Source organism: Streptomyces sp. NPDC033177, assembly GCF_055577715.1.
In genome coordinates this window covers 437,761-459,296 of sequence record NZ_JBVIPS010000007.1, presented here as the reverse complement: position 1 = coordinate 459,296, position 21,536 = coordinate 437,761, and the positions used below count along the sequence as shown (strand labels likewise).

15 protein-coding genes and 1 pseudogene are annotated in these 21,536 nt (G+C 71.3%); 5 read left to right on the top strand and 11 right to left on the bottom strand.

The genetic code is table 11. The features are described 5' to 3' along the window. Window positions 1–8: 8 nt before the first annotated feature. From ACZ5U5_RS25875 to ACZ5U5_RS25850, 6 genes are all read right to left on the bottom strand, one after another. Window positions 9–3,956 carry a lipopolysaccharide biosynthesis protein gene (locus ACZ5U5_RS25875; protein WP_469025894.1) on the bottom strand — a complete coding sequence of 1,316 codons (3,948 nt, stop codon included), beginning with the start codon at window positions 3,954–3,956 and terminating at the stop codon, window positions 9–11. Further along, entirely contained in the window at window positions 3,949–4,749 is an 801-nt protein-coding gene (locus ACZ5U5_RS25870) for a polysaccharide deacetylase family protein (protein WP_469025891.1), read from the bottom strand. Before ACZ5U5_RS25870 ends, ACZ5U5_RS25875 begins: the two co-directional genes overlap by 8 nt. Next, a complete protein-coding gene (locus tag ACZ5U5_RS25865; protein WP_469025888.1) occupies window positions 4,746–5,777 on the bottom strand; it encodes a glycosyltransferase family 2 protein in 1,032 nt (343 codons plus the stop codon). The genes ACZ5U5_RS25870 and ACZ5U5_RS25865 overlap by 4 nt, the downstream gene beginning before the upstream one ends. Beyond that, complete coding sequence (locus tag ACZ5U5_RS25860) at window positions 5,774–6,607, bottom strand: glycosyltransferase family 2 protein (RefSeq protein WP_469025885.1); 834 nt, start codon at window positions 6,605–6,607, stop codon at window positions 5,774–5,776. The genes ACZ5U5_RS25865 and ACZ5U5_RS25860 overlap by 4 nt, the downstream gene beginning before the upstream one ends. Window positions 6,608–6,984: 377 nt before the next feature. Beyond that, window positions 6,985–8,085: a GNAT family N-acetyltransferase gene (locus ACZ5U5_RS25855; protein ID WP_469025883.1), complete on the bottom strand. Its 1,101-nt coding sequence runs from the start codon at window positions 8,083–8,085 to the stop codon at window positions 6,985–6,987. Between the two features lies 1 nt (window position 8,086). Beyond that, window positions 8,087–8,518 carry a hypothetical protein gene (locus ACZ5U5_RS25850; protein WP_469025880.1) on the bottom strand — a complete coding sequence of 144 codons (432 nt, stop codon included), beginning with the start codon at window positions 8,516–8,518 and terminating at the stop codon, window positions 8,087–8,089. 234 nt (window positions 8,519–8,752) lie between these two features. On the opposite strand from ACZ5U5_RS25850, the gene ACZ5U5_RS25845 reads away from it, so the two are divergent. Continuing rightward, complete coding sequence (locus ACZ5U5_RS25845) at window positions 8,753–9,577, top strand: SGNH/GDSL hydrolase family protein (protein WP_469025878.1); 825 nt, start codon at window positions 8,753–8,755, stop codon at window positions 9,575–9,577. Window positions 9,578–9,623: 46 nt separating this feature from the next. Here ACZ5U5_RS25845 and ACZ5U5_RS25840 read toward each other — a convergent pair whose 3' ends face one another. Further along, entirely contained in the window at window positions 9,624–11,231 is a 1,608-nt protein-coding gene (locus tag ACZ5U5_RS25840; protein ID WP_469026133.1) for a serine/threonine-protein kinase, read from the bottom strand. Between the two features lie 807 nt (window positions 11,232–12,038). Between ACZ5U5_RS25840 and ACZ5U5_RS25835 the strand changes: the two genes are divergently transcribed. Together ACZ5U5_RS25835 and ACZ5U5_RS25830 are read left to right on the top strand one after the other, a co-directional pair. Beyond that, window positions 12,039–12,305: a hypothetical protein gene (locus ACZ5U5_RS25835; RefSeq protein WP_363210773.1), complete on the top strand. Its 267-nt coding sequence runs from the start codon at window positions 12,039–12,041 to the stop codon at window positions 12,303–12,305. 197 nt (window positions 12,306–12,502) lie between these two features. Beyond that, entirely contained in the window at window positions 12,503–14,230 is a 1,728-nt protein-coding gene (locus ACZ5U5_RS25830) for an amidohydrolase (RefSeq protein WP_469025875.1), read from the top strand. 30 nt (window positions 14,231–14,260) lie between these two features. On the opposite strand, the pseudogene ACZ5U5_RS25825 reads toward ACZ5U5_RS25830, so the two are convergent. Further along, a pseudogene (locus tag ACZ5U5_RS25825) lies at window positions 14,261–14,737 on the bottom strand (ABC transporter permease); the annotation flags it as partial. Between the two features lie 36 nt (window positions 14,738–14,773). Between ACZ5U5_RS25825 and ACZ5U5_RS25820 the strand changes: the two are divergent. Further along, complete coding sequence (locus tag ACZ5U5_RS25820; protein ID WP_469025873.1) at window positions 14,774–15,097, top strand: TetR/AcrR family transcriptional regulator C-terminal domain-containing protein; 324 nt, start codon at window positions 14,774–14,776, stop codon at window positions 15,095–15,097. Window positions 15,098–15,125: 28 nt separating this feature from the next. On the opposite strand, the gene ACZ5U5_RS25815 is transcribed toward ACZ5U5_RS25820, so the two are convergent. From ACZ5U5_RS25815 to ACZ5U5_RS25805, 3 genes are all read right to left on the bottom strand, one after another. Beyond that, the gene (locus ACZ5U5_RS25815; protein WP_469025870.1) at window positions 15,126–17,888 is read right to left on the bottom strand and encodes a helix-turn-helix transcriptional regulator; all 2,763 of its coding nucleotides are present in this window, start codon (window positions 17,886–17,888) and stop codon (window positions 15,126–15,128) included. Between the two features lie 43 nt (window positions 17,889–17,931). After that, window positions 17,932–18,870: an NADP-dependent oxidoreductase gene (locus ACZ5U5_RS25810; RefSeq protein WP_469025868.1), complete on the bottom strand. Its 939-nt coding sequence runs from the start codon at window positions 18,868–18,870 to the stop codon at window positions 17,932–17,934. Between the two features lie 77 nt (window positions 18,871–18,947). Further along, complete coding sequence (locus tag ACZ5U5_RS25805; protein WP_469025866.1) at window positions 18,948–19,931, bottom strand: zinc-binding dehydrogenase; 984 nt, start codon at window positions 19,929–19,931, stop codon at window positions 18,948–18,950. Window positions 19,932–20,140: 209 nt separating this feature from the next. Here ACZ5U5_RS25805 and ACZ5U5_RS25800 point away from each other — a divergent pair, with 209 nt between their 5' ends. Further along, window positions 20,141–21,532, top strand: a complete 1,392-nt coding sequence (locus ACZ5U5_RS25800; protein ID WP_469025864.1) for an MFS transporter — start codon at window positions 20,141–20,143, stop codon at window positions 21,530–21,532. The last annotated feature ends 4 nt before the right edge of the window (window positions 21,533–21,536 follow it).

Below are 21,536 nucleotides of genomic sequence, written 5' to 3'. Positions count from 1 at the left end.
ACCCCGTGTCAGGCCATCGTCAGGAACCGCTGGACCAGCGAGGCGAGCAGCACCGCGAGCAACGGCAGCGAGAACCAGAAACTGCTCTGCAGCCAGCGCAGCTGCCGCACGCTCGGCTCCACCGCCACCCGCACGACCTCCCGCGTGACGAGCAGCAGGACCACGGCGATCGCCGCGAGAGCGCCGATCACCGACCACGGGGTCCAGGTCACCTGAGGGCCGATCGGGCCCGGTGCGGCCTCCTCCACCTTGCCGTTCGGCTGCTTGCGCAGCGTGTAGAGGGTCGCGTCGTCGTTCGTGAAGACCTTCTTCAGCTCCTGGCGGTTGTCGAGGTTGGTGATCAGCCGGGTGTCCCAGGTGCCGGAGTAGCCCACGTCCATCTGGAGATAGACCGTCTGGCTCTTGTTGATCATCAGATACGAGTTCGGGCCCGCGTCTCTGAGGGCCTTCACCAGGCTGGACACCAGGACCGGATCGGCCGGGGCGAGCGTCGGGACGTACTGGACCTTCTCCATGTCCCGTGCGCCCCACGGCATCGCGGGCGTCACGTTGTTGAGCGTGTCGTCGCTCATCCACAGCAGCCGCACCGTCGGGTCGTCGTGCTCGTACACGTACTCCATCGCGGCGACCTCGCCGGCCCGGGTCCGCTCGAAGGGTTCGTTGCCCCACCGCGCCACCAGGAAGCCGCCCATCAGGACGAGACCCGCCATCAGCGCGGCCAGCGGCGCCAGACTCACCCGGTCGCGGTCCCGCTCCTTCGCGGTGATGCCCGCGCGCGGGAAGAACGCGAGACCGGCGAGGAGCGCGGCGCCCGGCAGCGCGAACATGAAGACCCGCAGGGCCATCTCGCCGCCGTACGACTGCATGCCGAAGCCCAGGAACGGGACGAAGGTCAGGGCGAGCAGCGAGCGTTCCGTGTACTTGTGGTCGCGCCGCCGCCACCAGCCCCAGCAGGCGAACGCCATGACGCCGCCGGCCAGCGCCACGCGGGCGTACAGCACCAGCTGGTGGGTCGAACTGCCGCCCTCGATGCGGCCGGACACCGACGACGACACATTGCCGCCGACGCCGCCGATCCCGCCGAACAGCTCGTCGAAGTGCCCCGACCAGTACGGCTCCGCGAGGAAGCCCACCCAGACGGCGACGAGGACCGCGAAGAGGATCGGCAGGCCGCGCAGCTCCGAGCGGCCCACCATGACGAGCACGGCAAGGACGCCGAGCATCACGAACGGCGTGAGCTGGTGCGCAGGGACCGTCGCCGCGAACAGGGCGATCAGGACCACGAGCAGCACCGCGCGCTGGCGCCGGTCGGCGGGCTCGACCTCCAGCTCGCCCGGACGCCGCTTGGCCCACAGCACGTGCGGCGCGCGGAACCACACGAGGAGCACCGCGACGAACACCAGATAGAGCAGATACGTGAAGCCCTGCGGGGAGAAGTAGTCCTGACCGACCCAGCCGCTCAGCGCGAAGATCCACAGACCGGCCCACTTGGCGCGCCAGGACGCCCGCATGGAGCGTACGAGCAGGAACATCGGTGCCAGGTAGAGCAGTTGCATGGCCAGCGGCCACCAGCGGATCACCTCGGTCATGTCCGAGACGCCGCACGCCTTCGCCACGAACGTGGCCGCGGCGAAGAACCCGGGCCAGCTCCAGCGCGCGTCCAGGTCCGGCACCGCGGAACCGGTCCTGTCGATGTACTCCATGAAGCCCAGGTGCTGCCAGGCCGTCGCGAACCGCGGCTCGTCCTCAAGGACGGCGGGCAGGGCGTGCAGGCACACCACCGTGGCGAGCAGTGTCACCAGGAGCAGGGCCTGGTGCGGCCGTTCCGCCCAGAGCAGCGAGGCGAAGGCGACGGCGAGCAGCGCGGCCCCGAGCAGCGTGGCCGTGGGCAGCACCGAGATGAGCCCGAGCCCGCCCATCGTGTCCAGGTCGGCCTCGGTGATGTCCAGGGCGGGCAGCCAGTAGAGGGCGAGCGCGAGGGCGAGGAACAGCGCCATGAAGACGGTGCGGCGGCGGGAGAGCGGTTCGTCGGGCGCGCCGACGGGCTCGGGCGGTGCCTCGCTCGTGCGTACGGCCGTGGGCGGCTCTCCGGCGGGCGGGGTGACGGCGACGGACACCGAGGAGGCCGGCGGGGAGGGTCGCGCCGCGGCGTCCTCGGCATCGGCATCGGTATCGGCCCTGGTCTCGTCCTCGGGGTCCGGTGACTTCAGCGGTGACCTCAGCGCCCAGGTCGGCCGGTGCTCCATGTCGTCCCCCTCGTCCCCCGTGCCCACGGGCTTCCCGGCCCCGGGCCTTCCCGTGGCGGCCCTCGTGGCAGTGGGCGTCCCGGCGGCGGGGGTCCCCGGTCCCGGCCGCATGTCGGGTCTGCGCTCGGGATGCTCGAAGTCGGGCTGCACGGCCAGTTGCAGTGTGTCCGAGTCGAGCGACTCGCGCAGGGCCCAGGCGGGCCCGCGCCGCTCCTTCTTCCGGTCCGCATCCTCGGCGGCGGGCGCTTGCGCGTCCCCGGGCGCACCCAGGTCCGCGAGGTCACCGTCCGGCGCCCCTCCGTCGTCAGGCGAGGACGGCCCGGCCCCCCGCGCCACCCGGTACAGCTTCGGCGCCGCGATCGCCACGATCACCGCGAGGCTGCAGATCTCCGCGACGCCCGCTCCCGTCAGGCCCATCCGCGGCAGCAGGATCAGCGTCAGGCCGAGCACCAGGAAGCACAGCAGGCCCTGCATCCAGGCGATCCCGGACGTACGGCTCTGCGCACGCTGCACCGCGAAGTACGTCTCCATGACGACCCGCAGCGCCGCGCCCACCGCGAACCAGCGCAGCAGCGGCGTCGCCGCGTCCGCGTACTCCTGGCCGAAGACCCGCAGGACGTAGGGCGCGCCCACGAAGAGCAGACCGCAGACCGGCAGCATGATGCGGGCCATGCGGCGCAGCGCTGCCCGGGTGTTCGCGGCGAGCCGCGCCGGGTCGTGCGCGCCCTCGACGGTCAACGAGGCGCCCATGTTGATGGCGAGCAGATTGACCGTGCCGCCGATCGTGGTGGTGATGTAGAAGTACGCGTTGTCGACCGAGCTGACCTGCGAGGCAACGATCACCGGCACCAGATAGACCACGGCGAGCGAGAAGAGCGAGCCCGTGTAGTCCCCGGCCAGGAAGCGGCCCATCTCGCGCAGCGTGGGCGCCTTGGTCTTGTCCTGCGTCGCCTTCACGTGCCGTGGCACGAGCCGGCGGAACACCAGCCAGCCGAGCGGTACGACCGACATGGCGATCGCGGCGACCCACGACACGAACACGCCGGCCGTCGGGATCGCCGCGGCCACCGCGATGAGCAGCCCCAGCTTGACGACGGAGAAGATCGTGTTGCCGACCGGCACCCACAGCGCGCTGCGCAGCCCGGTGAGCACTCCGTCCTGGAGGGTGAGCAGCGACCAGGCGATCACCGCGGCGATGAAGCCGAGGCCGTTCAGTGGGCCGTGCAGGAACTTGTACGAAGGACCCCACAGGTCGAGCGTGAACAGGAATATCAGCGCGGCGAACGCGACGACCACCGAACTGGTCGCGTACGTACGGAAGATGAGCCTGCCGGTGGCGCGCCCCGCGATGGGGATGAAGCGGGCGAGTGCCCCCGTCAGGGTGAGGGCGGTGAGCCCAGCGAGGAGTTTCATGGCGGCGATCGCCGCCGAGCCCTGGCCGACCGCCGACTCGGAGTAGTACCGGGCGGCGGCCAGCCAGAAGCCGACGCCGAGCACGCCGGAGATGCCGGTGTTCAGCATCAGCGCATAGGCGTTGCGGAACAGCGGACTTCCGCCGCCGGAACCGCCGGAACCGCCGGAACCGCCGGAACCGCCGGAACCGCCGAGCAGCCGCAGTCTGCGCGGCCTGCCCGACCTGCCGGACGTCGGCTGCTGTTCGGTGCCGGGAGTCCCAGAGACGTCTGCCTGGGCGGTCGACGTGTCAGACACGGGTACGAGTTGCCTTCCGGCGGGCCTGTCGTGCTCTGCGGACCACGGCGTACCCCTTGGTGTGGGCACGGTCCCTTGCGAAGTTGAGGGCGATCGAGCGGCCTTCGACGAGCCGCGCGAACTCCTCGATGCCGGTGGAGCGGCGCACGGTCACCCGCTGCAGGGCGTACGGCCCCTGGGTGCGCCGCGCGAGGGCGTTGCCTACCGCGAGCGACTGGGAGAACCCGGCACCGCGCACCGTTTCGCGCACCCGGCGGCTCGAATAGCCGTACGGGTAGGCGAAGGAGGCGGGCCGGGTGCCGAGTTCGTCGGTGACGATCTCCCTGCAGCGCAGCAGCTCGGACCAGAGGTCGTCGTCGGCCAGCTGGTCGAGCTGCGGGTGCGTGTGGCTGTGCCCGCCGATCTCCGTGCCCGCCGCCGCCAGTTCGCGTACCTGGTCCCAGTCGAGCATCACGTCGAGCCCGCCCCCGGTGTCGTGCGCCCCGCGCAGCCAGCCCGTGGAGACGAAGAGCGTCGAGGCGAAGCCGTGCTTGGCGAGCACGGGCAGCGCGTGCCGGTGCACGCCCTCGTAGCCGTCGTCGAAGGTGATCAGGACGGGACGTGCGGGCAGCGCGCGGCCGGGAGTACGCCAGATCGCGCCGAGTCCCGCGGTGGTCAACGGCGTGAACCCCCGCTCGCCGAGCAGTTCGAGCTGCTCGGCGAACGCCACCGGAGAGACCGACAACTTCCGTGTCTCCAGAGTCGGTTCATGCGCGATCGAGTGGTACATGAGTATCGGCACCGGAGTGTTCATGGCTGCCTCCCCTCACCGTCCGCGTCCGTCCCGATCTCCGCGACCGAGAAGGAGGCGCCCGCCCTGCGCGCGCGGACACTCCCGAGGACGTACCCCCCGGCCGCCGTGACCACGCCCGCCACGATGGCCCCCGCGCGGCCCGCGCCGCCGGGGCGGGCAAGGAGCGCGTCCCGCAGCCCGCGCCCGACACCGGCGGGCAGGACGCGCGTGGCGTACCGCCGCTCGGACTCAAGACCCTTCTCCGCGCCGACACTACGGGTCACGAGCGCCTTGGACAGGCCCTCCGCGTACGTCCGCGAGCGGAAGTACCCGAAGCGTTCCCGCGCCGCGGGGACGCGGTGGTGGATCACCGCGCGGTCGTCGATGAGCAGGATCGCGTCCGGCCGCGCGCGGGTGAGCCGGATGCACAGCTCCGTCTCCTCGCAGCCAAGGGGGCGTTTGTCGCCGTCACGCCCGATGCCGGTCGCGAAGCCGCCCGCCGCCTCGAAGGCACTGCGGCGGAAGGAGGCGTTGCCGCCCAGGACGTTGCGCACCCGCACGCGCCCCTCGGGCAGCCCCTTGTACGTGCAGCCGACGACCCAGTCGAACTCCTCGGGGAACCAGGCGGGCCTGCGCCGGGACTCCCAGACCGGCATGGTGCGCCCGCCCACCGCGAAGACCTTCGGGTCGGCGTACCCCTCGGCGAAGTGGCGCAGCCAGTCCCGCTCCGCGACGGCGTCGTCGTCGAGGAACGCGATGATCTCGCCGCCGGACGCTGCGATGCCGGTGTTGCGCCCCGCGGAGAGGCCGCGGGGGCCCGCGTTCGCGAGCACCCGCACCCCTTCGGTCTCCTTGTACTCCTTGCCGAGGCGGTCCAGGAGCGAGGCGTTGTGATCCACCACGAGAAGCGTCTCCAGCGCCGCCAGGGACTGCGCCCGCACCGAGGCGACCGCCGCGAGGATGTCCTCCCAGCGGTCCTCGGTGTAGACGCAGATGACGACCGAGATACCCGCGACCGTGCCTCCCCCGTGGTGGTGGGTACCGCTCAAGACACCTCTCCCTGACGCGTGCGGAAGGGGACGCCACGGGTGCCGCGGCGCTGCCCGCGGCGGTTGGAGCGTTCCGTGAGGATCACCTTCAGGACGCGCAGACCGTCGCGCACGGCGCTGAGATTGCTGACGCCGTGGATGCGCAGATACTCGTGGCTGGGAATCTCCTGCACCTTGAGCCCGGCCTTGACCACCCGGATGTTCATCAGGGTCTCCACCTCGAAGCCCGTGCAGTCGAGCTCTATCTTGTCGAGGCAGTGCCGCCAGAAGGCGTTGTAGCCGTAGCACAGGTCGGTGTAGCGGGCGCCGAACTTGGCGTTCACGACGGAGCACAGGACGTGGTTGCCGAGCTTGCGGATCGGTGTCATGTCGTCCGTGGCACCGCCGTTGGCGAAGCGCGAGCCCTTGGCGAAGTCCGCGCCCGAGACGAGGGCGGAGACATAGCTGACGATCTCGTGCCCGTCGGCCGAGCCGTCCGCGTCGACCATCACGATGATGTCGCCGGTGCACGCCTCGAAGCCGGTGATCAGGGCGTCGCCCTTGCCCTTGCCGAGCTGTCTCACGACCTTCACGTCGGGCCACAGTTCGCGTGCGACCGCGACGGTGTCGTCGGTGGAATTCCCGTCCACCAGAACGACTTCGTGGACCCAGTTGGGCAGTGTCTTGAAAACGTAGGGAAGATTTTCCGCCTCATTCATGGCGGGAATCACGACGCTCACCGGTGGAGTGATCGCCAGGTGTGAGGAAATCGGCCGGTAGCCGGCGGACAGCGCCGGCTTGTCCAATGGATCCGGACCCGGCTCGGTGGCCGGGCGCACAACAGAACTCATGAGTCTGATCCCTCTCGTCCGGTGGACCGCCCACCCCCGGGCGGTCCGGATTTGTATCCGGTTCGAAAGGGGGGTTGTCACTTGCGCATGACGAAATGGAACTCCGTGCATGCCGAGTGAGCTGGCATCGCGCGGGACGTGACTCGGCAAAATGCAGTCGCCGAGCACGGCACCCCCCTACCGCGCCCCGCGCCGGAACCACCGCGATCTTGAGCCCTCCCCTGGATCGCATTGCGTGATGGACCGATGCGGGTGGATGTAAGACGGTATTGATGGTTGAGACCGTATGGCAAGACCTGGAACGTGGCCTCACGCTTTCGATGATGTGGCCGGTCTTGACGGGCACAACTGGAGCATTCTGTTCCTGCTCCCGGTCTTTATTCCTTCTTTCTTGATCGTATTTTTCCCACCTGTTTCAGCAGCTTGTCGGCCGGTTCAAAGAATTCCGGCCGCGACAAGACGGTGTTGCGCAGCGCCCTGACCGGAGCGCGCCGCGCCCGGTGACCGATCGCTGCCGGATGGCGCAGAGCCACCCACCCCTCGTACACGGTGAGTTCGCGTGTCTTCAGGGAGTCCTTGTACTGCTTCTGGCCCCGGCCGAGGTCGAGATACGCGATGCCGTCGGCCGCGGCCGCCTCCGCCATGTGCAGATGCATGATCAGGCCCGGGGAGTACTTGGCGAACGCCGGGTCGTAGGCCGGGAACCACTGCCCGATGATCCGCTCGGAGCGCAGCCCGAAGTGCGCGGCGACCGGCACGTCGTCCACGTACAGCACGGAGAGCAGGCCGGCGAACTGGTCGGACCTGGTGTGGAAGAGCTGGTGCACCAAGTGGGTGATCCAGGCCTGCGCGAAGCGGTTGCTGCGGCCGGTTCTGCGGTACTGGGCCGCCTTCCACTCCATCAGGGTGCGAAGGACCGTGGGGTCGCGCTCGTCGTGCACGTAGCGCACGGTGCCGTGGTCGCGCGTGAGTCTGCGCTCCTTGGCGTGGGTCGTGCGGGTGAACTTCGGCGACTTCGCCTTGAGCTGGGCGAGATAGGCCTCGTACCCCTGGTCGATGTCCATGACGGGGGAGGCGAAGGAGCCGGAGGCGCCCGCCTCGAACGGCCCCTGGCCGCCGGCCAGATGGTCGAACTCGTACATCGCGAGCCCGCAGGCCCGCAGCAGCTCCCGCGCGTCCCAGGTGAAGCCGGGCCGGTGCACGAGGCCCTGGCAGTCGGAGACGCCGAGGCCGATGGCCCGGCCGACGCCGGTGATGGATCTCTGGAACGGGAAGAACGCCGCGGGCTCACCGTCCTCGCGTACGACCGCGACCCGCACCCCGCGCCGCCAGTGGCCCACCGCGAGGGTGAACTCGGGCGAGAGAAAAGGGTTGGCCAGCTCCGGGGCGCCGTTGAGGTGGGCCTTGGACTGCAACGCTGTCCAGGCCACCCGGTCCGCGGCGGTGAGTTCTCCGGGGCGGTGCACGGTGATGTCCACGTCAGGAGGTCCGCCTCGTCGGGGTACGGCGTCGCAGGCGCCGTACCAGTACCAGCAGATAAATGAGCGACCCGATCACGGTGATGGCGACCACCCCGCCGCGCACCGACCACATGTGGAGCGCCAGCATCGCCTGGGCCACCAACAGATTGACCGCGACGGCCCCGGAAACGGAAGTGATGATCCGGCCCCATGGATCAAGTCCCCTGAGCGCGGCGCCGATTGCGGCGCCGGGAGCGGCCAGGAGGAAGAACAGGGTGAAGGGCGCGCGCAGCGGCGAATCGATGTCCGTGAGCGCCAGCATCGCGCCGACCGCGCCCACCGCCACCGCCGTGCCCGCGAGCAGCGCGGGCGCGTCCTCGCGACGTCTCGGCCGCTCCCCGGGCTCACGCCCGGTGTCTGAAGTTGGTGCCTTGATCCTGATGGTCTGCATTGGCGACTTTGCCCCCCGACGCGCCGGATGCCGGGCTTCAATGTCGCGCAGTCTGCGGCGGCGCGTCAAGACGCGGAGGGAGTGTGCAGATGTTCGTCGATACACCCTTGAACCCGAGCGGAACTCCCGGCGTGGCCAAGGGAATTGCCGGGAAACTTATTGACATGAACACTATCGACGCCCGGAGGGGAGTGGTACCACAGTCGAGGCAGAAATCCTGCTAAGGGAGGTTCCATGAGATTGTCCCGAATCACGGCATACGCTTCCTCACTCCTCCTCGCCACCGCCTTCGCCCTCACCGGGGCCGCAGCGGCTCAAGCGGACCAGCGATCCGACCAGCAGGCCGCGGCCACCGGCTACGTGGCACTCGGCGACTCCTACTCGTCCGGGGTCGGAGCCGGCGCCTACGACAGCGGAAGCGGCAACTGCAAGCGCACCCCACGCGCGTACCCCGCACTGTGGGCGGCCGCCAACTCACCCTCCAGCTTCAACTTCACGGCCTGCTCGGGTGCTCGTACGGGTGATGTCGTGGCCAACCAGCTCGGCCCGCTCAACTCCGGAACAGGCCTTGTCAGCCTCTCCGTGGGCGGCAACGACGCCGGCTTCGCCGACGTCATGACCACCTGCGTGCTCCAGTCGGAGAGCAAGTGCCTCGCGCGCATCGCGCAGGCCCGCAGCTACGTCGAGACGACGCTGCCCGGCAACCTCGACCGGGTCTACTCCGCGATCAGCGCCAAGGCACCGGCGGCCCAGGTCGTCGTGCTCGGATACCCCCGCTTCTACAAGCTCGGGGGCGGCTGCCTCGCCGGCCTCTCCGAGAAGGAACGCGGCGCCATCAACAGCGCCGCCGACTTCCTCAACTCCACGACGGCCAAGCGCGCCGCCGACCACGGCTTCACCTTCGGCGATGTGACCTCCACCTTCACCGGCCACGAGATCTGCTCCGGCGACGCGTGGCTGCACAGCGTGAACTGGACCAACATCGGCGAGTCCTACCACCCCAAGGCCGCGGGCCAGTCCGGCGGCTACCTCCCCGTGTTCAGCGCCGCGGCGTCCTGACCCTCGCCGTCCCTGACCCGTTCCGTCCGGCGCTCTTCGTCCGGCCCTATTCGTTCGGCGCATAGGAGGAGGCCCCGCCCGTCGGGGTCTCCTCCTCGCACGTCACGGAGTACGCGACCGCGTTCGAGCCGGCCTTCACCGGACTGCGCACCTCCACACTGATCTCGTTCTGATGGGTCGAGCCCGGCTCCCCGGCGACCGTCTCCGTGTGATGCACCTGCTTGGTCTTTCCCCCGCCGGAGGCGAAGCTGAGCGTCTTCCAGCCGGGGTCGCTCGGCTCACCGGACTTGGTCACCCAGCGATAGTCGACGGTGACCGGGACCCGCCCCACGGTGAACGTCGCCGTGAACGAGGGCGCCTGCCCGGCGGCCGGCGGACAGGCGCCGCTGTACTGCGTGTTCGTGCCCGCGACCGTGACCTTGACGGACTGCGCCGGGTGCGTGGTCGAACCGCCGTTACCGCCACCGCCGTCGTTGCCGCCTCCACCGCCGCCGTTCGTGGAGCCCCCGCCGCCGTCGCTCCCGCCGCCGTCGCCCGACCCTCCGCCGTCGCTGCCGCCGGATGTGCTGCCGCCGTTCTTGCCGCCGTCGGAACCGCCGCTGCCGTTCCCCCCGCCGTCGCTCCCGCTGCCCTCGGAGGCCCCGCTGTTGTTGCCGCCCCCGCCACCGTCGTCGCGGTTGACCAGGGCGTACACGAGGCCGCCCAGCGCGAGCGCGAGGGCCACCAGGCCCGCGGTGAGGACAAGGACCGTGCGGCGTGAGCGGGTCGGGGGGACGGTGGTTGTCGTCGTGACGACGGGCTCCTGCCGGCCCGGGACCGGCGGATACGGCGTGGGCGCCTGCTGTTGCTGCTGCGACGTCACCGTCGGCATGTACGGCAACGGCGTCGCCGCCTGCGGTGTGCCGCCCGCCGCGACGAGCCGCAGCTGATTCTCGGCCTCGGCGGCGGAGATCCGGGCGGCGGGGTCCTTGCGCAGCAGCCCCTCGATGACCGGGACCAGCGGACCCGCGTTCCGGGGCGGCGGCAGCTGTTCGTCGACGACCGCGCGCAACGTGCTCAGCGGGGTGTCCTGCCGGAAGGGCGAACTGCCCTCGACGGCCGCGTAGAGCAGCACCCCCAGCGACCACAGATCGGACTCCGGACCCGGCCGTTGACCCAACGCACGCTCCGGGGCGAGGAATTCGGGCGAGCCGACCACCTCACCCGTCATGGTGAGGGCCGAACTCCCCTCCACCATGGCGATGCCGAAATCGGTGAGCACGACCCGGCCGTCGTTCGCGATGAGTACGTTGCCGGGCTTCACGTCGCGATGCAGCACCCCGGCGTCGTGGGCGGCGCGGAGCGCGGCGAGCACCTCGGCGCCGATACGGGCGACCCGCTGCGGCGGCATCGGCCCCTCCGCGTCCAGGACATCGGACAGCGAGAGCCCCCGCACGATCTCCATGACGATCCACGGGCGCCCGTCCTCGCTCGCCACGTCATAGACCGTCACCACATTGCGGTGCGGGATACGGGCGGCCGCCCACGCCTCGCGCTCCAGGCGGGCGTACAACCGGTCGACCTCACTGGCCGGAAGCCCGGCGGGCGCGCGCACCTCCTTGACCGCGACCTCACGGCCCAGGACGTCGTCGCGGGCCCGCCAGACGGTGCCCATGCCGCCTTCGCCCAAGGGGGCGAGCAGGCGGTAGCGCCCCGCGATCACACGCTCGTTCCCGCTCACGAACGTCCCCCATCCGCAGCCGTGCGATTCTTGACAAAACTACCTCAACCGAGCGCGGTTGCCGCCCCCTTGAACACCAATCCACACCCAAGGGCCACCACGACAAAGGCGGAGCCCAACGGCAGGAGACGATGCGTGGCCCGGTGCAGCCACTACGCCTGGCGGGCGCGGCCGCGGCCTCTCCGTCGCCCGCCCTGCGCGAGCGGGTGCTGGCCGCCGTACGCGCGACGGAGCAGGAGCCGCCGCCGCGGGCGCCCGTCACCCGGAGCGCGCCCTCTCGCACTCCGACACTTCTTGTCGCCGGCGGAACCGACCGCCGACTAGACGAGGAGCGCGCCGCAGCACGTGAGATCGCCCACGTCCTGGCCGTTCCGGACGACCGCGCGAGCGGAAGGTGGACGCGTGGGGCCGCGGCATCAACGTCGTCACGTCGGAGTCCAGGCGGCCAGCCGTGCAGCCCCGGTCCCTGGGCCTGCTGGACGGCGAAACGCCCGTGATCGCCGCGGGCTTGCGCGGATCCACCGCGTCACTTGCTGTGACCACCGAACCCGGCGGTGACTCAGAGAGGCCCACTTCCGCCCCTCTTGTCCAACTCGCCCTGGAATCAGTTGGATTCGGAGAGTAATCGTCAACCTCCTTACGGGGTAGGTGAATCCTGTGACCGGGATACACGAGTGTCGGGACGGGGCGATAGGGTTAACCTGCCCTGGGCCGGGTGCCCTCGTACGGGTGGGGAGTGACATGGAACAGATAACGGTGCGCAGCAGGGCGCGTGTCCCTGCGATCACCTGCGGGAGCAGCGCGACCAGCTCGCGTCTCGACCGCCATCTCTCAGTGCTGGGCGGCCCCGCCGTCCCGCAGCGGGAGACGGCGGAGGCGACGCTGCTGATGCGTGAGCTGACCTCACGGGGCGCGCATGACCGCAGCGGCCACGGTGCACGTGTGCGGAGGGTCTCCCTCTTCGCCCCCTTGCGCAGGCTGCGTCGGTCCCTCTTTGGGGGTCGCTGACCACGGGTGGTCGGGGGTTCGGCCGCCGCTCAGCGGCGGATTGCCTCCACCCACCCGCCCCTTCCCTCCGGATACGTCACCTCTCACGCACCCCGAGTAACACCCTTGTCATGCGCACCTGTTGACGCCGCAACTTTCCGGCCGCAATGTGGCTGGTTGATTGGCCGATACACCCAACCTCACCCCCGGAGGTGCGCGTGTGTGACCTGCACGATCAGCATGAGCATGAAGCACTCCCCGCGAGCGGCCCGTCCCTGAGCCGCCGCCACATCATGCAGCTCCTCGGCGCGGCCGGTGTCACCGCCGGCGTCATGACCGCCGACGCGGACCCGGCGATGGCCGCCGGAGCCGACGACAGCCCCGCGGCCTACGCGGCGCCCGAAGACCTTGCCGCCGACACCCCCGCCAAGCGTGCGGCGCTCGACTGGATCACCTCGCACGACGACCGGATCACCGGCCTGAACGCCGAGATCTGGGACAACGCCGAGCTGTCCCTGCGGGAGTGGAAGTCCTCCATCGCCGAGGCCGACTTCCTCGAACAGGCCGGTTTCGACGTGAAGTTCGGCACCGCGGGCTTCCCGACGGCCTTCACCGCGACGTACACGCACGGCAAGGGCGGACCGGTCCTCGGCTTCAGCGGCGAGTACGACGCGCTGCCGGGCCTCTCGCAGCACAAGGGCGTCGGCCACCATGACCCGCGCGAGTACATCCACGACCCCTTCGCCCCCAGCTACGGCCCCGGCCACGGCTGCGGCCACAGCGCGCTCGGCACGGCGGCGGCCGCCGCCGCGGCAGCCGTCGCGCAGGCCGCCAAGAAGCACCGCCTCCCCGTCACCGTGAAGTTCTTCGGCTCCACCGCCGAGGAAGCGCTGATCGGCAAGACGTACGCCGTCAGCAAGGGGATCTACGACGGGCTCGACGCGTTCCTGGACTGGCACCCCTCGACGGCCAACGCGACCGGCTGGGGCACCACCACCGCGATGACCGCCGTCACCTTCACCTTCCTCGGTGTGGCAGGACACGGCGGCACCCCGCTCGGCAACAAGTCCGCCCTGGACGCCGCCGTGATGATGGCGACGATGTCGGAGTTCCTGCGCGAGGAGAACCTCGCGCCGAGCGGCCGCCTGCACTGGGTGATCAACAACGGCGGCGACATCCCTAACGTCACCCCGGAGATCGCCGAGATCTCGTACTACGTACGCGAAGGAAGCCCCGCCCGCGTCCAGGTCCTCCTGGACAAGGTGATCGCGGTCTCCGAAGCGGCCGCGAAGGCGTCACAGACGTCCGTCCGCCACCGCGTCACATCGGCCTGCTGGAATCAGCTCCCGGCCAAGGCGTTCGCCGAGCTCCTGCACGCGAACATGCGCGAGATAGGCCCGCCCGACTTCACCTCCGAGGCGCACGATCTCGCCAAGGAGCTCCAGGAGTCGTTGGGCCTGCCCCAGAAGGGCATGCACGACAAGATCGGCGAACTCAGCCCGCCCAACCCGGTGTTCATGGGCGGCGGTTCGACGGACGTCGCCGACATCAGCTGGAACGTCCCCACCGTCTCGATGGGCGCCGCCCTCGCCCCCATCGGCACCAAGATGCACACCTGGTCCACCGCCGCCTGCGCGGCGGCCGCCCCCGGCCAGGCCGCCGTGATCGCCGCCGCGAAGTATCTGGCGGCGACGGCCGTCGACCTGATCACGCAGCCCGAACGCCTGAAGGCGGTCAAGGACGAGTTCAAGGAGCGCACGAAGGACGTCACGTGGAAGACCGCGCTGCCGGACGGCTATGAGCCGCCGATGTACGAACCCCCGGCGTGGTTCCTGAAGAAGACGGGCCAGAAGTGGCCGCCGCCGAACATCACGTGGCCGCCGAAGCGCGTGGTGTCCCAGGAGAAGTTCTCCTCGCTCGGCCCCGAGCTCGCGCCCCAGAAGTAGGGCGCCCCGCAGGAGATCCCGGCAGTCCGCTCACCGTCCCCCGCGCGTGTACCGGCGGACGGAGAGCGGCACGCACACGGCGAGCAGCGCCAGCGACCAGAGGACCGCTCCGGCCACGGGATGCGCCACCGGCCAGGCGGCGTCCGCCGGGACGGGCGCGTTCCCGAACAGGTCGCGCACCGCCGTGGCGACCGCGCTGATCGGGTTCCACTCGGCGACGGTGCGCAGCCACCCCGGGAGCCCGTCCACGGGGATGTACGCATTCGAGAGCAGCGGCAGCATGAACGTGGCGCCGCCCAGCATGCCGATCCAGGTCGTCGTGAACCGGAAGAGCAGCAACAGGCCGAAGGTGCCCAGGGCCTGGAGCGGTCCGCCCTCGATCCGCCAGCCCATCGCGAGCCCGACGAGTATCACCGGCACCAGTCCCACCGCGGTGGTCAGCAGATCGGCGACGGCCTGCCCGAGCGGACGTAGCCGAAGAAGAGCAGGAAGACGATGGGCATGGTCTGCGTCATGACGAGGACGGCGGTGCCGTCGTAGAGGATGACGCTCAAGAAAGACTCCAATGGAAGACCCCGCCTGGAGAGTCTCGACGCGCCCTACGGCACGAAGATGGAACTCATCGGGATGGTCAACGGCTCGGTCATGACGTACGTCGTCAACGAGTTCGCCATGGCGGAGCGCGCGCGGGCCCTGCCGTGGACGGAGGAGCAGGAGCAGCAGGTGCGGTTCGCGTATCTCGCCGGGCAGGTTGCGCGCGGGGCCTATCCCCAGCTTGCGGCGGCGCTGACGGAGGGGCCTTCGCCCGGGGACGCCGACGAGCTCTTCGACCGGATGCTCAACCGGCTCCTGGACTCGTTCGCCTGAGCTGCACCGGTGCCGGCACCGGTGCAGCTCAGGCCGTGGCCTCCTCCTGGTCCCGGAACCGGAGGCGGGCCAGCTCGCCGCGTGATGCCACGCCCAGCTTCGGATAGGCGTTGTAGAGGTGGTAGCCCACCGTGCGCGGCGACAGGAACAGCTGGGCGCCGATGTCCCGGTTGGTCATGCCGGTCGCCGCGAGGCGCACGACCTGCCGCTCCTGCGGGGTGAGCCGTTCCAGGGGCGCCTCGTCACCGACGTGCCGCGCCCTGCTCTCGCCGGTGGCCCGCAGCTCGGCGCGGGCCCGCTCGGCCCACGGCGGCGACGCGAGCAGCTCGAAGGTGTCGAGGGCCGAGCGCAGCGGCGCACGTGCCTCGCTCCTGCGGCCCGCGCGGCGCAGCCACTCCCCGAACAGCAGCTCTGTGCGGGCCCGTTCGAACGGGCGGCCGTCGTCGACGTGCAGCGCGAGGGCCTCCTCGTACGCGGCCTCCGCCTCCGTCTCCGGGGCGAGCAGCGCACGGCAGCGAGCGGCCAGCGCCCGTGCCCAGGCCGCACCCGTGTGCTCGGCCCACTCGCCGAACGTCCTCGCCGGCGCCCGTACGGAGTCGGCCTTCCCGGTCCGTACGGCCGCCTCGACCCGGTCCGGCACGCAGTACAGGACGACGATCGTGTGGCCGGACGGGCTCGCCGCCACGTCCTCGTACGCCCGCAGCGCGGCCTCGTGGCGGCCGAGGCCGAGCTCCAGCATGGCGATCGCGGTCCCGCCCCACACCTGCCCCGGCAGCACCTGCCGCAGATCACCCTTGGCCGCGAGCTCGCGGCAGCGCTCCTCGTCGCCGTCGAGCGCGGCGAGATAGGCGAGGACGCCCGTCAACTGCCCTACGTAATGCGGCTGCCCGGTGTCCTGGGCGATCCGCAGACCCTCCGTCGCGCCCATCAGGGCACAGCTGTGACGGCCCAGGAAGATCCGTGCCCGGGTGCGCAGGAGAAGCACGAGCGGCAGCGGGCCCAGGGCACCTTGTTCACGGCACTCGCGGTCCAGCTCGGCGGCGAGGTCGTTGCCGGTCTCCAGCGCGCCGAGCGGCGAGAACCAGGAGGCGATCGACACACGTTCGCGCAAGGTGTGCCCGCGGTCGTGCCGCTCGGCCCGCAGACTCTCGAAGAGCGCGCGCAGCGGCGGGAGTCCGCTGCCCGGATCGCCCGCCGCGAGCCGGGCGAGACCCTCGGCGGCCGGCAGATAGGGCAGGGCGTGCGGGGGAGTCGTGAGGTCGAGTCCGGCGATCCGGTGGCTCATCTCGTCGATCGACTGCCGGTGCCCGGAGAGCCAGGCGGCGGTCATCGCCTCGTACGCCATGAACGCCGCCGTCTCAGGGGCGTGCGGGGCGATGTCGGCGGCCGTGTCCAGGAGCACGGAGTACGAGGCCTCCAGGCGGCCCTGCTCGCGGGCCACGGAGGCGCGCACCTGCGCGAGCTGCGCGAGGACGGCCGGGTCGGTCAGGTGCGGGGCGGCGCGCAGGGCCAGTTCGGCGGCGCGTTCGTTGTGGCCCGCGTCCGCGGCGGCCGACGCGGCGAGCGCGAGGCGCCGGGCGCGGTGCACGCCGTCCGGACTCAGCTGGGCGGCGCGTTCGCAGGCGGCGGCGACGGCCGCGTAGCCGCCGCGGGATCGCGCGTGTTCGGCGGTCTGCTCCAGGACACCGGCGACGTACTCGTCGGGCTCCGTGGTGGCGGCCGCCAGATGCCAGGCGCGGCGGTCCACGTTGCCCACGCAGGGCAGGGCGTCGGCCAGTGCGCGGTGCGCGGCGATCCGGTCGCCGGCCGGGGCGCTCTGATAGGCGGCGGCGCGGATCATGGGGTGCCGGAAAGTGAGGCGCCCGCCGTCCAGGCTGAGCAGTTCCTTGCGCTCGGCGGGCTCCAGATCGGTGACGCCGGCGCCCAGTTTGCTCGCCGCGGCCGCCGTCACGGTCAGGTCGCCGGTCCCTTCCGCCGCCGCGATCACGAGCAGGGTGCGGGTGGCCCGGGGCAGCGACGACATCCGGTCCGCGAAGGTCCGCAGGAGGCGGGAGTGGCTCGGCAGGGAGCTCAAGTGCTGGCCGTAGACGGATATGTGGCCCTCGCGCTGGGCCGCGGGCAGCTCGCGCAGGGCGAGCGGGTTGCCGCCGGACTCGGCGCGGATCTGCTCGCGTACGTAACGGGGGAGATCGCCCGCGTGTTCGGCGAGGAGATCCCCCGCGGTCTCGTCGTCGAGCCCGGTGAGCCGCAGCTCGGGCAGGCCCTGGGCGGGGAAGGGCGGTGCGTGGGCGTCGCGCGCGGCGAACAGCATCACCACACCGTCGGCGGCGAGGCGCCGGGCGGCGAAGAGGAGGGCGTCCGCGGAGGCCTGGTCGAGCCACTGGGCGTCGTCGACCAGGCAGAGCAGGGAGCCTGCCTCGTCGGCGAGGTCCGCGAGGAGCGTCAGGACGGCCAGGCCGATGAGGAAGCGGTCGGCCTGCGCGCTCGGGGCGAGGCCGAGCGCCGCGCGGAGCGCCTTGGCCTGCGGTTCCGGCAGGGCGTCGATCCGGTCGGTCACGCGGTGCAGGAGCAGGTGCAGGCCGGCGAAGGGGAGTTCGCTCTCGGCCTCGATGCCGGTTGCTTGCAGCAGGCGGGTGTCGTGGCTCCTGGCGGTGGCTGCGGCGTGCGAGAGGAGTGCGGACTTGCCGATGCCGGCCTCTCCTCGCACTACGAGGGCAGCGCTGTGGCCCTGCCGGGCCTGGGCCAACAGGGCGTCCAGCTTTGCGATTTCATCGCCGCGTCCGTAGAGCATGGCTTGACCTTAACGGGGCGCCTGCCTGGCCTCGTCGGGCCAGTCAGAGGTCTTCCGTCAGGATCACCTTGCCCCGGCCATGCCCCCGTTCCACCTCCCGCTGTGCGTCCGCCGCTTGGTCCAGGGTGTACTGCGCGCGGATGTGGACCCGCAGCGCGCCCTTCGCGTACAGGGCCGTCATCTCCGCCAGGCGGGACGCCGTTCTCGTGCCGGTCAGTTCGGGCAGGCCCAGGCGGCGGGCCTCCTCCGTGGCGACCATCGTGATGACCCGGTCGGGGTGCTTGGCCACCGCGGCCGACGCACGCAGCGCCTCCGCGCCCGCACCGTCCAGCGCCGCGTCCACGCCCTCCGGGGCGATCGCACGCACCCGCTCCTCCAGGCCCTCCCCGTACGTCACGGGGATCGCGCCCAGCGACCGCAGATGGTCGTGATTGGCCTCGCTCGCCGTGCCGATCACCGTCGTCGCGCCCCACGCCCGCGCCAACTGCACGGCCAGCGTGCCGAGTCCGCCCGCCGCCGCGTTGATCAGGACCGTGTCGCCCGCGCCCACCCGCATCGCGCTCAACGCCATGTGCGCGCCCTGAGCGTTGCCCGAGAAGCCGCCCGCTACCGCCCACTCCATCGCGTCCGGCTTGGCGACCAGATTCTCCGCCGGGACGACGACGTACTCCGCGTACGAGCCGAGCAAGGAGAAGCCGAGCACCGGATCGCCGGGGCCGAGGCCCGTGACCCCGGAGCCGACCGTGTCCACCGTCCCCGCGAACTCATTGCCCGGCACCACGGGGAACACCGCCCCCGGCGGCCGGATCTCCCCCTTCCGCAGCCCGATGTCGAACGGCAGCACGCCGGCCGCCCGTACCCGCACACGGACCTCGCCCGGACCGGGCTCGGGGACGGACAGATCGATCGGACGCAGCACCTCCGCCGGGCCGTGCGCCGCGAACGCCACGGCTCGCATCGTCTTTGCCGTGTCAGCGTTCATGAGAGGTCCTCTCCAGGTTCCAAGTTCGAAGTTCAAAGTTGCAAGTTCCAGGTGTCGAGTAATGAGTTGCCTTGTGCTCACGGTGTGAGCACCACCTTCCCCACCGTCTCCCGCCCCAGCAGCGCCGCGTGCGCCGCCCCCGCGTCCCGCAGCGCGAACGTCGTCACCGCCGGTACGAGCGTGCCGCGTGCCGCTTCGTCCAGCGCCCGCTCCTGGAGGCCCCGCAGGCCGCCGGGAACCCGCGCGATCCGCGGGCCCAGTGCGTACGTCGCCGTCAGGAGTCTGCTCTGCAGGTCCTTCGTGCCCAGTTCCGTGGACGTGCCCGACGACCAGCCGTACATCACGAACCGGCCGCCGAAGCCGAGGAGTTCGAGCGCGGCACGTCCCGCGTCACCGCCCACGCTGTCGAAGGCGACGCTCACCTCACGGCCCCCGAGCGCCGCCCGCACCTTCTCCGCCCAGTCGGGCTCGTTGTAGTCGACGGCCACGTCCGCGCCGAGCTCACGGATCCGCGCGGTCTTGTCAGGCCCTCCCGCCGCGCCCACCACGGTCACGCCCGCGTTCCTCGCGGCCTGCACGAGGAGTGTGCCGATGCCGCCCGCGGCGGCCGTCACCAGGGCCACGTCGTCCGGTTCGAGCGCGGCGACGTGCAGGATGCCAAGGGCCATGCGGCCGGTGCCGACCATGGCGATGGCGGCCTCGTAGGAGAGAGCGTCGGGCAGGGTGAACAGTGCGTCCGTCTCCCGCACGGCCAGCTCCGCGTAGCCCGCGTTGACCAGGCCCAGATGCGTCACCACCCGCCTGCCGAGCCACTCATCGTCCACTCCTTCACCGAGGGCGTCGACCACGCCTGCCACCTCCCGGCCGGGCGTCATCGGCAACTCCGGCATGGGGAAGGGGAGTTCGTCGGCCGCCCCCTTCTGGAGCGCGGTGTCCAGGAGGTGGACTCCCGCGGCCTTGACCGCGATCCGGACCTGGCCGGGTCCTGGCTCCGGGTCGGTGACCTCCTCGTACCGCAGGTTCTCGGGCCCGCCGAAGGCGTGCAGTCGGATCGCTCGCATGGTCGACTCGCTTTCGTCGTACGGAGATGAGGCGGCGGGATGCGCTGCCCCCACCGGAAAGCTACGGAGCGGCCGAGGCCCGGGGCCTCTGTCAGGTGACCGGGACCATGACTGGGCCGTGACCGGGTGATGACTGGGGTGGGCCCTGCCGGTCGCCCCAGTCGTACGACAGAGGCGCCGCACGGGCCCCGGTTCCTAGCGTCGACCCCATGACGCACGCGACCCGTGACACCACGCTCCCTTCCGAGACCGACCCCGCCAAGACCCGCTGGACGCCGGTCGCCGTCATGGCGCTCGCCATGCTGATGGTCACCCTGGAGCTGAGCCTCTCCTCCGTGACGCTGCCGGCGATCGGCGCCGACCTCGGTGTCGGGACCTCCGCGACCCAGTGGGTGCTCCTCGCCTACGCCCTGCCGACGGCCGCCCTCGCGATCCCCGCGGGGCGGTGGACCGACCGCGTCGACCTGCGCGCGGTGTTCCTCTTCTCCGTCCCGGCCATCGGGCTGACCAGCGTCCTCGCGGCAGCCGCGCCGAACCTCCCCGTGCTGCTTGCCGCCCGCGTCCTGCAAGGCGTCGCGGGAGCGCTCGCCGTCGCGGTATACCTGCCGGTGGTCGCGGCCGTCGTACGACCGGAGCAGCGGGGCCGCGCGATGGGTTACATCGCCACGATCATGCCGATCGGCTCGATGGGCGGCTCGTCCCTCGGCGGGATCGTCGCCGACGCGTACGGCTGGCGGCCCGTGATGCTGATGAAGGTGCCGGTCCTGCTCCTCGTGATCTGGCTGGGGGCGCGGCACATCCCGTCCACCGGCGGCGGTCTTTCCCGGCCCGACCGGTCCCTGGTGGGAGACGGCCTGGTCCTTGGCGGCTCGGTGACCGCGCTCCTGGTGGCCTTCGACCGGGTGGAGGCCGCACAGCCGGTCGTCGCCGCGCTGTTCGCGGTGGCCGCGGCCGCGCTCGCACTGTGGTGGACGCGGCTGCGCTCGGCGCGCCCGGTGATCGGTCTCCTGCGGCGCAGGGCCGTCGGCCTTCCGGTCCTCTCGCTCCTGCTGACCGGCACGTTCGTGGGGGTCTCCTACTTCCTGCTGCCGTTCTACGTCGCCGACGTCCTGCACGGGAGCGCCGCCATGACCGGCCTCGCGATGGTGTTCTTCATCGGCGCCGTGGCCGTGGTCTCGCCGCTCAGCGGTCAGCTCGCCGACCGGCTGCCCGGCAGAATCCTCGGGGCCGCGGGACTGCTCCTGGTCATCGGCGGCCTGCTGAGCATGCTGACGCTCGGGCCCGGCTCCGGGCTGTTCGACATCGGCTGGCGGCTGGCCGTGATCGGCGTGGGCCAGGCGCTGTTCGGCACCCCGGTGAACGCCTCGATCCTGGCCGCGGCACCCCCTGACCTGGTGGGCACGAGCGGCGGGGTCGGCAACACGTTCCGCACCCTCGGCTTCACCGTCGGACCGGCGGTGGCGGCCCTCGCGTACGGCCTGGGCGGCGGAGGGGCGGACGGCTTCCGGGCCGGGGTCGCCACCCTGGCCCTGCTGCAGGTGGCCGGCCTGGTGGCGTTGCTCGCCTCCGGCGGTGGCTCCCGCAAGGAACGGGTCACGTGAACCG